The organism is Bacillus sp. AG4(2022) (assembly GCF_031844465.1).
GTDB lineage: Bacteria > Bacillota > Bacilli > Bacillales > Cytobacillaceae > Bacillus_AB > Bacillus_AB infantis.
Window position 1 is genome coordinate 443,645 of sequence record NZ_JAUZVH010000003.1, and the last position, 12,101, is coordinate 455,745.

At 48.1% G+C, this 12,101-nt stretch carries 11 protein-coding genes; 3 read left to right on the forward strand and 8 right to left on the reverse strand.

Going from position 1 to position 12,101, the window contains the following annotated elements; translation table 11 throughout:
* Window positions 1–30: 30 nt before the first annotated feature.
* The 5 genes from Q9R36_RS11150 to Q9R36_RS11170 all read right to left on the reverse strand — a co-directional run bounded on the left by Q9R36_RS11150 (window position 31) and on the right by Q9R36_RS11170 (window position 6,066).
* Window positions 31–519, reverse strand: a complete 489-nt coding sequence (locus Q9R36_RS11150; RefSeq protein WP_101552064.1) for a methylated-DNA--[protein]-cysteine S-methyltransferase — start codon at window positions 517–519, stop codon at window positions 31–33.
* Window positions 512–1,411, reverse strand: coding sequence for a DNA-3-methyladenine glycosylase family protein (locus tag Q9R36_RS11155; protein ID WP_101552066.1), 900 nt, complete (start codon window positions 1,409–1,411; stop codon window positions 512–514). Before Q9R36_RS11155 ends, Q9R36_RS11150 begins: the two co-directional genes overlap by 8 nt.
* Window positions 1,408–1,947, reverse strand: a complete 540-nt coding sequence (locus tag Q9R36_RS11160; protein WP_180827428.1) for a bifunctional transcriptional activator/DNA repair enzyme AdaA — start codon at window positions 1,945–1,947, stop codon at window positions 1,408–1,410. The genes Q9R36_RS11155 and Q9R36_RS11160 overlap by 4 nt, the downstream gene beginning before the upstream one ends.
* Window positions 1,948–2,159: 212 nt before the next feature.
* The gene (locus Q9R36_RS11165) at window positions 2,160–2,834 is read right to left on the reverse strand and encodes a YdeI/OmpD-associated family protein (RefSeq protein WP_101552069.1); all 675 of its coding nucleotides are present in this window, start codon (window positions 2,832–2,834) and stop codon (window positions 2,160–2,162) included.
* A gap of 34 nt (window positions 2,835–2,868) precedes the next feature.
* Window positions 2,869–6,066 (reverse strand): DEAD/DEAH box helicase, encoded by a 3,198-nt coding sequence (locus tag Q9R36_RS11170; RefSeq protein ID WP_311225120.1) that lies wholly within the window; start codon window positions 6,064–6,066, stop codon window positions 2,869–2,871.
* 232 nt (window positions 6,067–6,298) lie between these two features.
* On the opposite strand from Q9R36_RS11170, the gene Q9R36_RS11175 reads away from it, so the two are divergent.
* The gene (locus Q9R36_RS11175; protein WP_170939467.1) at window positions 6,299–6,697 is read left to right on the forward strand and encodes a MarR family winged helix-turn-helix transcriptional regulator; all 399 of its coding nucleotides are present in this window, start codon (window positions 6,299–6,301) and stop codon (window positions 6,695–6,697) included.
* The gene (locus Q9R36_RS11180) at window positions 6,694–7,893 is read left to right on the forward strand and encodes an MFS transporter (protein WP_311225121.1); all 1,200 of its coding nucleotides are present in this window, start codon (window positions 6,694–6,696) and stop codon (window positions 7,891–7,893) included. The genes Q9R36_RS11175 and Q9R36_RS11180 overlap by 4 nt, the downstream gene beginning before the upstream one ends.
* A 42-nt stretch (window positions 7,894–7,935) precedes the next feature.
* On the opposite strand, the gene Q9R36_RS11185 is transcribed toward Q9R36_RS11180, so the two are convergent.
* On the reverse strand, window positions 7,936–9,246 hold the full coding sequence (locus Q9R36_RS11185) for a DUF4179 domain-containing protein (protein WP_101552075.1): 1,311 nt from the start codon (window positions 9,244–9,246) through the stop codon (window positions 7,936–7,938).
* Window positions 9,236–9,757 (reverse strand): sigma-70 family RNA polymerase sigma factor, encoded by a 522-nt coding sequence (locus Q9R36_RS11190; RefSeq protein WP_129613863.1) that lies wholly within the window; start codon window positions 9,755–9,757, stop codon window positions 9,236–9,238. Before Q9R36_RS11190 ends, Q9R36_RS11185 begins: the two co-directional genes overlap by 11 nt.
* 182 nt (window positions 9,758–9,939) lie before the next feature.
* On the opposite strand from Q9R36_RS11190, the gene Q9R36_RS11195 reads away from it, so the two are divergent.
* Complete coding sequence (locus tag Q9R36_RS11195; protein WP_129613862.1) at window positions 9,940–11,148, forward strand: MFS transporter; 1,209 nt, start codon at window positions 9,940–9,942, stop codon at window positions 11,146–11,148.
* A gap of 49 nt (window positions 11,149–11,197) precedes the next feature.
* Here Q9R36_RS11195 and Q9R36_RS11200 read toward each other — a convergent pair whose 3' ends face one another.
* On the reverse strand, window positions 11,198–12,022 hold the full coding sequence (locus Q9R36_RS11200; protein WP_129613861.1) for a hypothetical protein: 825 nt from the start codon (window positions 12,020–12,022) through the stop codon (window positions 11,198–11,200).
* Window positions 12,023–12,101: the final 79 nt, after the last annotated feature.

The following is a 12,101-nucleotide window of genomic DNA, read 5'->3' on the forward strand; positions in this document are numbered from 1 at the left end:
TAATGCGCAAGACTTCCGGACAGCTTTTTCTCAGCTCTTTTTGCTGAAATGCTTCCGCTCATGCTCCAAAAGCCACTCTTTCCTCCATATCCCACCGGCATAGCCGGTCATCGTCCCATTTGTGCCAATGATCCGGTGGCAGGGGAGCACAATGCTCAGCTTATTTCTTCCGTTTGCTGTCCCTACTGCCCTTACCGCCTTTTCGTTTTCAATCAGGGAGGCAATATCCTTGTATGTGCCTGTGCTGGCATAAGGAATGGAAGTTAAAGCATTCCAGACACGCTGCTGAAAATCAGTCCCCTGCAGCATATATGGAAAAGTAAATTCTCTGCGCTCCCCTTTGAAATATTCGTCCAGCTGCTGCCAGCATTCTTTAATGGCTTCAGGAAACCATTTTTCCAGAGGGTATTCCGCTTTTTCACGATCTGTAAATAATATTGAGACAACAGCCTGCTCATTGCCGGCAATTTCAATGGTGCCGATCGGCGATTCGTAATCAGCCCGATATACTTCACTCATATAAAGACCTCCAAAAATAAAAGACTGCATAAGCCTGCCAGCCTGCCCACCGGCTTGCGGCTTTTTCAATTCCTTCAATAGACGGCTTTCTGTCTAAGCCCATCTGCAGCTTTAAGGCGTTCTGAAGCCCTGCGTCCCCAATTGGAAAAGCGGCAGGGTCAAGCAGGCATTTCATCCTTACATAATCTGCGGTCCATGCCCCGACTCCTTTAAGAGACATCAGCACATCCCTTGCCCCCGGCTGGCCTAACAGATCATCCTTTTTCAGCTTTTTTTCTGCCATCAGCTTTGCAATCCCAATAATGTATTCTGCTTTCCGGCCTGTAAACTGCAGCTGCTTCAGCTCTTCCGGTTCAAGGGCAGCAATCATCCCTGGTTCAGGAAATAACCAAAAGCACCTGCCCTCATAAGGAAAGCATGACCCATACTTTTCGGTGAATGCCTTTTTCAGCTTATAGGCGAAGGTGAGATTGATCTGCTGGCCGATGACCGCCCAGACAAGCGCTTCAAATAAATCCGGTATTCCTATGATCCTCAGTCCGGCATACCGTTCGGCCAGACTCTTCAGAAGCGGGTCACGGGCGGCCATCCTTACAAAACCACTTGCATCACGCTTTAAATCAAGCCACTCTTCAATAAAGGCTGCTGCCTTCTTTCTTCCATTATGGGATGGAGGCCCAAGCAGAAAGCTCGCTTGAAGATGGGTTTCTGTAGAGCTTAGCTTCAGAAGGATCACTTCCCCATCAAAGATAATCCCCTTAAAAACTGCAGAACCTTCAACATAATGGAGGATCTCCTGGCTTGACCTGCCCAGGAAGATGAGGGCTTCACTGAAAGAAAAATGAGCAGGCAGCTCCAGCTCCATTGAAGACTGATCGTCTTTCCACCTCATTCCTGAGGCACCTGCTTTCGTTTCCGGTATTCACTTGGCGTGCAGCCATTCAACTTCCGGAAGCTTTTATAAAAACTTGAAGGGCTGTGAAATCCTGCTTCAAAGCATATCTCCAAATTCGTCAGCCCGGAGTGAGCCAGCAGGTGGGCAGCTTTATCCACCCGGACCTTTTCCAGGTATTCGCGCGGTGTTTCCGATGTTTCCTCTTTGAATAACCGTTCCAGATAGAATGCACTCATCCCTGCATCCTCCGCAATATCCTGCAGCGTCACTTTTTCCCCATAATGATTGATCAGAAAAGCAACGACCTTCCGGACCAGCCCGACTTGAGGGGAATGCTCCACTTCCGGCTGGCACCTTTTACAGGCCCGATAGCCTTTCCGCTCCGCCTCCGCTTTACTAAAATAGAATTCAACATTGATCTTTTTCGGCTTCCTTGACCGGCAGGATGGCCTGCAATAGATTTTGGTTGTTTTCACTGCTGTAAAAAAGAGGCCGTCATATGTCCGGTCACATGCCAGGATTTTTTCCCACATCTCTTCAAAAGACAAAGAAACCTTCTCCAACCTACTCCCTCCTGTCCATCTGCTTTGTATGGCCATTTTACAGGATAAAGCTGCCGGTTTCGTCTTCAATCTTGCTGTTATGGTCCATGCTCTGCAAATCATCAGCCGTGTACGGAGGCTTACAGGAAAACACAATTATTGTCCGCCTTCTGCTTTTAGGCAGTACAGACAGCGTGAGATTCTTACGAACGGTCTCTCCTGTACAAATCCCTGCTTTTATATCCTTCCGCCATGATCATTTTCATCTCTTCCCGCCTTTTATCCCTTGTTGCTTCCTGCTTGGCGCTGTAGACATACCTGGCCCAGTCCTTCCGGTATCCCGGGGTAAGGGACTGGTAGAATGAGAGCAGATCAGGCCGGTCTTCTAGATCTTCCTCTACCTCAGGAATCTGATCGATATAATCATCCACACATTGGCTTGCCTTGGCAGAGGCTTTATTTTTTCCGTCCGGATCTTCTTTAAGCCCCACTACCGTAAACACCTCATCAAGCCCTACCATCCGGGAGAATTTGATGCTGCTACCGTTAACATAGCCATCCTCATCAGCTCCCAGGCCCGAGAGCAGTTCATCACGATGGATGAAACTGCCGTACACCTTATTGCCCTTTTTCGGATAAGCTAAGTACAGATAGCCGCCAGGCTCCAGATAACGGTCATTTATGATTTCAGAAACAGTTTCCTGCAGGGAAGGCATATCGAGTACAAATGCAAAAACCAGGTCGTAGGAAGTACCTTCTGCAAGCCTGGTACTATAACCCTCCAGTTCAGGTAAATAGTTCTTTCCTTCAGGCATATGGAGAACGGCTGCCTTTTTGTACTTTAATAGATTCAATTTTTCAGCGATTGTTTTAGCCATAAGCTTTTCTCCTGTGTCCTTATTTTTAAAATTGTCAGACGTTCAATATCTCCCGGATATCATCCTCTGTGAGCATACCCGCGCTTTTTCCGCCAGGCTCGATGACCTCTTCAATGAGATTCCGTTTCTTATCCTGCAGTTCGTTCATTTTCTCCTCAATGGTGCCGCGGGCCAGCAGCTTGATCACCTGCACATTATGCCTCTGGCCCATTCGATAGGCCCGGTCGGCAGCCTGATTCTCGACTGCAGGATTCCACCAGAGATCATAAAGGATGACCGTATCGGCGCCGGTCAGATTCAGGCCGGTCCCCCCCGCCTTCAGAGAAATCAGGAAAAAGTCATGCTCACCGCTGTTGAAGCGCCCGCACAGATTGACCCGCTCCTCAGAGGGAGTCTGTCCATCCAGGTAGAAAAAGCCGATGCCCTGCCTGGCCAATTCTCTTCCAATCATATCGAGCATCTTTGTGAATTGGGAAAAAATCAGCACCCGCCTGCCTGACAGACGTGATTCTTTAATGATCTGCAGCAGCTGCTCATATTTCGCCGAGCTTCCTTTGTACCCGTCCACGAAAAGGGCCGGATGGCAGCAGATCTGCCTCAGCCTGGTGAGTCCGGCAAGGATCCTGATCTTGTTTTTTCGGAGCGTATCTTTGTCCAGATGCTTAAGTGTGTCATGACGGAGCTTGGCCAAATAGGCGGCATACAGCTTTTTCTGATCTGGCAGCAGCTCGGCCGACTCTAGATATTCCGTTTTTTCCGGAAGCTCCGAAAGCACATCCGATTTTAATCTTCTAAGCAGGAACAGGCTGGTCCTCCTGCTGATTGTTTTCCTGTCAAGAAAGCTGAACTCGCGGAGCCCCTGGAAGAGCTCCGGGAAGATTACATGGAAAATCGACCATAGTTCCTCCAGTGAATTTTCAATCGGTGTCCCTGTAAGCGCGAACCGGTTTCCAGCCTGGAGCCGCTTAACCGTCCTCGCCGTTTGGGTGACAGGATTTTTAAACGCCTGTGCCTCGTCAAAAAAGACTGTGCTGAAATGCTGTTTCTCATAGCTGCTGATGTCCTTGCGGAGCAGCGGGTATGACACAATCAGGACATCCAGGTCTCCTGCTTCTGCGAGCATCTTCTCCCTTTCAGATTTGCTGCCGTCCATCACTATGCTCTTGATCTCCGGTGCAAATCTCTCAAATTCACTCTGCCAGTTATAGGTCAGGGAGGATGGGCATACGATGAGGGCAGGCTGCTGCAGCCTCCGGATTGCCGGAAGCTCGGACAGGATATAGGCGATAGCCTGGAGCGTCTTTCCCAGTCCCATATCATCTGCAAGGATGCCGCCGAAACCATAGCCCGCCAATGTTTTCAGCCATTGATAGCCTTGTTTTTGATAGTCGCGCAGTACAGGCTCAAGGCTTTCAGGTACGGCAAATTGGCGGCTGCCAGGGGTCCGGACCTCCTTAATAAAGTTCCGGAAAGAATCTTCAAAGCTGAATACCTCCCCTTCCTCCAGTGATCCCATAAGGCGGAGCCCTGGGACCATGGGGACGTTCAGCCCCTCTTCCAGATCCTCATCCTGGGCAGGAACCTCATTCAAAAACCGTCTGATTTCATCAAACTCTCTGGATTCAAGGGAGAGCAGCGCCCCGTCCCGCAGCCGGTAATATTTCCTTTTTTCCTCAAGCGAAGCCAAAAGGCCGCGAACTTCATGCTCAGGGATCCCGTCCATAGCAAATTTGAATTCCAGCCAATTGGTCCGTTCTTTTTTCACTTTAACGGAAATGCGCGGATGAATGCTTTCCCTGAAGATGCGGTTCCTGATCGCAGTTGTCGCATAGACCTTGACCATCGTCTGAAGCTTTGGAAGCTGCCGGTACAGGAATTCATATTCCAGCTCTTCATTCTGGAGATAGTAGCCGCTGTCGGTTCTGGCAAAGCTGCTTTCCTCCATCACTTCCAGGATGCTTCTTTCCTTCTCTTCATCTCTGATCAGAAGGAAATCTGTATGGAATTCCTTCTCCTCAAGCGGATTAAAGACGACATTATCATACTGAAATTCAAGGCTTGCAAGGAGCCTGTTTTTCAGGCGGTCCAAGTAGAGTTTGGCTGTCAGCGGCGACTGGATGAGCTGGGTATTGATCCCGCCTGGAAGATGCACTTCTCCCAGCTTTTTCAATCCTGGTACGACCTTTTCCAGCAGAAAGCCGACCTGTTCTTTTTGTATGGGAATCCGGTCTGTCCCTGAAGCCGAGAGCATTCCCTTCAGGTCCGCCAGGCGCTTGCAGTCCTCATTTTCCAGCTGATAGATCATCCCCCGGTACAAAACAGACTGATATGCCTGCAGAATTAAGATTTTGTCCATGCCTTTCATCACAAGCCGGCCGCCTTTATCTTCGTTCAATTCAAAACGGAACGACAGTGGCAGCGGCTCCACCGGCAAGCTGATGCCTTCGTATACCTGCCCTTTATTTTTGAGCTGAACCATCGGGGCAGCTGTGAGAAGGGAAAGGAGCCGCCTCCAGGAGGTAGGCGGGATCAGCAGGATAGACGATTCAGCTTCTAAAGTCTGTCCTTCTTTATGGGCCTGCTCATCCTCAATGATCCGCATCAGCTCCTGGAGCACAGCATCATCCTCTTTCCGAAAATAATGCCCGGCAGGTTCGTATGTAAAGAAGGGGGAAACTGCACTCGAGCTTCTTTCTTTTACATCCATAAGGAATTTTCTGATGTCCCTGACCGGATGCAGGTCTATGCTGGCTTCTATTCCCAGCATGGTGCTTCCATCCGCAAGAGATACCGGCATGCAGGAAAAGGAGGCTTCTGCCGGCTGTCTGTCTTCGAAGTGAAGCTGTTCCCCGCTTGAGCGGGAATGCTCTTTTTCAAAAATCGTCAGCAGACTTTCCGCCAGCGACTCATGCCCCGCTCTCTCCACATCCGCCAACGGGACTGTGCCCTTTTTCTGATGGTCAAGAATGGCCAGCAGGACGGCGGCAATATGCTGGCAGTCTGTTTTAACCGAAGCAAGTCTCGGACAGCTGCAGTCCGCATGATAGCCGCCTTTCCCATCCCCCTGGATGATGACATGGAAATCCTCGGCAGCCATCACATCTGCCTCGCAATATTCCGGCTCATACAGGCTGAACACTACCTTTTTGGAACGGTAGAAAGAATCCCCTTTCCTAAAAGAAACCAGCCCGCACGCCTCTTTTATTTTTTTGCTGTCCAATTGAATGTTCAACTATATCCCCTCGTCCGTTTTTGATAATAAAATTTTATCATAGAGAAAGGGAAAACCCCATGTCTCTTTCCTGCCGCCCCGCCTTAGAATTGTAAAAAAAAGCCTGTTCTCTGGACAGAGGCAGACATTTTCTGTTATATTATTATAGTTACTCACGGTAACTATTATTATTGATAACTATATAGAGGTGTTTGCTATCAAAACGTTTCAGAAATTTTTTCATCAGCTATTGATGCTCTACCGCCCGTTTGAAAATAAGCTTAACCAGCTTCTTGCACAGCATCAGCTTCAGAGGGCGCAATGGACGATTTTATATTATATCGCTAATTTCGGTTCAGCCACTCTTGTGGAGCTCTCCCACTATCAGGGTGTCGAAAAACCGACCGTCACACGGACGATCACCAGACTGGAGGAGCTCGGCTTTGTAGAGCAGGTGCCAAGCAAAGACCGACGTGAAAAAAGGATGCAGCTCACAGGGCTCGGCCATAAAGTCTACAGTGAAGTGCGGCTGACCATTGATGAATTTGAGCAGAGAATCCTTAAAGGTTTTACAGAAGAAGAACAGCTCGAAGCCATTCGCATCATGGAAGGCATCCGCAGCAACTTAATGGAACAGGGGGAAGCACATTGAACAGCTCAGAAGCAAAACTTTGGACGAAGGACTTCATCGTTGTATCCTCCATCAACTTTTTTTTAACACTTGTCTTTTACTTGCTGATGGTCACCATCTCTGTCTATGCCGTCAATGAATATGATGCATCGACAAGCCAGGCCGGACTTGTAACAGGGATCTTTATTATCGGGACGCTCATCGGGAGGCTGTTCATCGGGCGCTATATCGATCTGGTCGGCCGCAAAAGAATGCTGTTCATCGGACTGATTTTCTTTACGCTGACTACTCTTTTATATTTTGTCCACGCCGGGGTTGCCTTTCTTCTTGCCAACCGTTTCGTTCACGGAATTACGCTTGGCATGGCCAGTACCGCTACAGGCACAATCGTTGCGCAGATCATTCCGGCAGCCCGGAAAGGCGAAGGGATCGGCTACTATAGCATGAGCGCGACACTGGCGACAGCCGTCGGACCATTTATCGGGATTTATATGAGCCAGCATACAAGCTTTGAAATGATATTCAGCTTTTGTCTGGCATTGGGAATTATCAGTCTTGTGACTGCCTTTCTTGTCACTGTCCCGCCTGTCACAGGCTCTCCGAAGAGCGCAGAAGCAAAAGGCTTCAGGGTTTCGGACTTTGTGGAACCAAAAGCGCTGCCGATTGCGGTCATCACCCTGGCAATCGCATTTTGTTATTCCAGCGTCCTTTCTTTCATCAATTTCTATGCGATGGAGCTTGATCTTGTGGACGCGGCAAGCTTTTTCTTTATTGTCTATGCAGTTGCCGTCCTGCTGTCCCGTCCGTTTACAGGGCGCATGATGGACCTGAAGGGCGCCAACTATATCATGTATCCGGCATTCATCCTGTTCGCAGCCGGTATGATTCTGTTAAGCACAGCAGGGTCAAGCTTTGTCCTGCTCCTATCAGGTGTCCTGATCGGCCTTGGATTCGGGAATATGCAGTCAAGCACACAGGCGATCGCCGTCAAGCTGACGGCTCCGCACAGGCTGGGGCTGGCCACATCAACTTTCTTTATTTTCCTTGATGCCGGCCTTGGATTCGGCCCTTACCTGCTTGGACTCGTCATTCCCATAACAGGCTACAGCAGCCTGTATATCATGATGGCTGCACTGATCCTGTTGTCTGCTGTGCTGTATTATTTCCTGCATGGCAGGAAAGATCATGCTTTACGGTCAGCTGCTGATGCAGTGTAATTAGAAAAGGGGTATCCTTCAGATGTGAGGATACCCCTTTTCTTATTTCAATTTTATTTCTGCATTCCCATTGATGGATGCAGGGTAGTCAAGAAGCTCGAGAAGGATATCTTGATCACCGGCTTCTTCCTTTGGATACGGAACATAATAGGTGATCTCCTTATCGACTGGCGAACCGCCTGCCCCAAAAGACAGCCCCTCTCCAATAGTCCGGCCTTCCAGATCCGCTGCATGCATGAAAATCATTGTATCCAAAAAGCTGAAAGGTGCTTCCAGTTTAAGCTGGAGCTCGTCTTTAAAAACACTTGCTGATTTCAGCTTTCCATCCTTCGGCGCCTTTATGATTTTATTATCTGAGGGGTTCACCCGGACAATGAGTTCATCCTTATCCAGGGCACGGATGCTGTTGAAGCGCAGATACAATTCTTTCGGATCTGCAAAATAGCTGCTTTCTAAATATATGACTGTTTCGTTGTCATTCACTTTTTCATCTTTTACATGATTGGCCTTCCACTTGCCCCCATTTTCATCAGCGATATGGAGATCGTTAAACCCAAAGATTTTTTTCGTATTATCCGGATCAAAAGCAATTCTCACCGCTGTTTGTGATGGATAGATGCTGACATCCTTTACAGTCATCTTCTGCCCTTCAACCGTTACTGTTTTATTCAGGCTGTACACCTTTTTCTCAGCCAGCTTCTCTTTATCCAGTGCAAACGGCAGAACGACCGATTCAGACTGGCGGCTGTCATTCACTGTGAACCCCATTGAAAGGCTCAATTCATCAGGAAGATCTGCCGCATCATCCAGCTGAAAACGGATTTCATGCAAATCTTCTCTGTCCGCAGTCCAAAAAGTCCCATGATTCGCTTGGTATGGCAGCTTATTTCCTTCCCGGTCAAGCAGGGTTATATCTGTCGTGTAAACATCTGCAGTTTTATTTTCGGCCTCATAGCTGTAAAAAAGAATCAATGCCTGTTCATCGTAAATCGCGGAGTCCAGGGTTGCCTTTATGCCATTATGTTCAGCAGACGCTCCGATTTTTTGTATATATTCATTTTCAGCTGCTGCCATCAGACCTCTGTCGCCGCTGACAAGCTCCATAACTTTCTCAAGGCCTGGCAAACTAGAGAAATACTCAGCCATCGTGCTGCCTCCTTTAACAGAAAACAGCAAAATGAGAGCCGCGGCCGCGGCAGTAAAAAGAGAGGCATACTTTTTCCTTTTCCTGCCTGCCGCTTTAGCCTGCCTGATTCCAGCCATGATAGCCTGGTCTGCCAGCTCATTTGAAACCATCAAACGGTCGAGTTCTTTCCTTGAACGGTCCAGCTCTCTCTCTTCATTACTGAACATTGGCTTCACCTCTTTCACCCAGCTGCTCACGAAGAGCCTTGAGCCCTTTATACAGCCATGTTTTAATGGTACTTTCCGGACTTTCCAGCAGGTTCGCGATTTCTTTTATTTTCATATCATGATAATACTTCAGGATAATAACTTCCCGGCACTTTGAATCTATTTTTTCCAATGCTTCCTCAATTTCAAGCGCTTGGCTGTAATTGTATGTTTCCGCCAATGACTCTGTAAGATCCAAAGGTGCTGCTCTTTTTTTCTTTCTGCTTTGATCATGGCAGTAGTTAAGCATGATCCGGATCAGCCAGGTGGAGAAATAATCTGCCTGTTTCAGGCTGCGGATGGACCGGTATGCCCTGAATGTGACCTCCTGCAGGGCTTCAAGCGCCTCCTCCTCGTTTCTTAAATAAGAATAGGCAATTTTGAGCAGCTGCACTTTGTGCGCTTGCATCAGCTCATAAAAAGCTTCATCATCCCCTTTCCTGGCTTTCTTAATGAACTTTGCTGTATCCAAGGAGATACCCCCTTTTTTTATTTCTATCTGTTAGACAGGGCACAAGCGCAAAAAGACTTCCATTTCTAATTTTTTCTTTATTTTTGTATAAAGCAAGAAGTTTTTGTAAACCCATTCATTAAATTTCAATTCTGTAGTATCTTTAGAGAAACGAAATAATTCAGAAACGTGAGGCTGCAGATATGTGGAGAAATAAGAATGTGTGGATTTTACTGACAGGGGAGTTCATTGCAGGGCTCGGCCTGTGGCTCGGAATTATCGGAAACCTTGAATTTATGCAGGAAAAAGTGCCGTCAGATTTCTTGAAATCTTTAATACTTGCAGCAGGTCTGCTTGCCGGCCTTGCAGTCGGTCCTGCAGCCGGCAGGATTACAGATCAGGCAAGCAAGAAAACCGTCATGCTTGTTTCCGGCTTCGCCCGCTCTGTGAGCGTTGTATTTATGCTGATCGCCATCCACACCGGCTCAGTCTGGTGGATGGTCGTATTCCTCGTCTGCCTGCAGATTTCGGCTGCCTTCTATTTCCCTGCCCTCCAGGCAGCCATCCCGATGGTAGTCGGCGAGAAAGATCTCTTGCAGCTGAACGGCGTGTACATGAATGTATCCACTCTTTCACGTGTGCTTGGAACTGCCGTTGCCGGGGTATTCCTGGTCATCATGTCTTTATCCATGCTGTATCTCTTGTCCCTCGCTGCCTATCTGGGCTTATTCCTTCTCACATGCTTCCTGAGCTTTGAGGAGAAAAAGGAGCCGGAGAAGCAGGAAGATGCCAAACAGAAGCCTGCAGGATTTTCAGAGGTCTTCCCTGTCATCAAGGGGCTTCCGATTGTATTCATGACACTCGTGCTGACGCTTGTCCCGCTGTTATTTCTTGGCGGATTTAACCTGATGGTCATCAATATCAGCGAGCTTCAGGACAGCTCGGCCATTAAAGGGTGGATTTATACTGCTGAGGGAGTCGCCTTCATGCTCGGCGCCTTTGCGGTAAAAAAAATCAGCGGCAAAAGCTCGCCATACAGCATCCTGTTTTTCTTTTCCTTTATCATCGGCATATCGCAGCTGATCCTTTATTTTGCTGATATACCTGTTCTGTCTGTCCTGGCATTCCTGATCTTCGGTTTTGCGGTCGGCTGCTTCTTCCCGACTGCAGCCACCATCTTCCAGACACGGGTGCCAAAGGATTTCCATGGCCGCTTTTTCTCTTTCCGGAACATGCTCGACCGCCTGGTCTTCCAGATCGTCCTCCTTATGACAGGGTTCCTGCTTGATGCGGTCGGCCTGCAGTATATGAGCGTCATCTTCGGGGCCTTGTCCCTGGTCATGACATGCGCCTTTTACCTGAGGTTCAAGAGCCTGAAAAACGGGATGGAGCTGGCTGAGAAAGCCGGATAATAGAAGACGGCACCTGGATGGGTGCCGTTTTTCTTGTTCCTTCTTATAGTTAAGCTATACTCCCGCCATGCATGGAAAACAGATAGAAATCTTCCTCGTCAGCCAAGGTCCATCCGTCGAAAAAAGAACTTGCATGGAATAAATCCAGGAACAGGTCACCGCACTGTACTATAAGAAACGGACACTGCTCCAGCAGCCTGACATCCTCAATTCTTTTGCCGGCCAAAAGCTCTATGACAGACTTCCATTCTCTTGAATTTGAGCGTATATCAGTTTCTCCCAGCAGAATTCCATCTGCCTTTCGTATCCTCCAGGGGCACTCGATACTGAGATATCCCTTCTCAAATTCAATTATAAATTGACCTTCTGTCTCGACTTTAGTAATTTTTTGCCCAATGAAATCCCCGAAAGATATTTTGCTGAATTTAGTATGCCAGAGCCTCCTGGCGTTTGTCATGATCAGTTCATGGATCTTATCCATGTTATAGCCAGGGATATTATCACCGAACTCAAAGTCATCAATGGCATCGCTGACCTCCTGCCAATCCATCTGTTCTTCTGATAAGCCATTTCGCGCCGTACAGACATAAATCTCTTTAACCCTTTCAATGGCATTCTCTGCAGGCATCAATAACTTTGCATGCAGCTGCTTTAGATGGTATTCAAGGCACTCTTCTTCAGGAGGAGCTTCATATCCAGCACTTTTCATTGCATCCGCAAACATGCTTTCCACTTCAAATAAATTTAAGGGTGCCCTCATCCCGGCGAGCTTCAGGATTTCGCGTGTATCAAGCTCCAGGCAGCCGCCGGCCCACTCAATATAATCCTCCGCCTGCACCGTTTCATTGTATTTTTTATAGTACAATTCAAACAAATCGATTGAAACCGCCCCTCTCCTCTTTTATCTCCCATTTACAATTATTATAGCGCCAGCAACAAATGGGTGGAGAGAT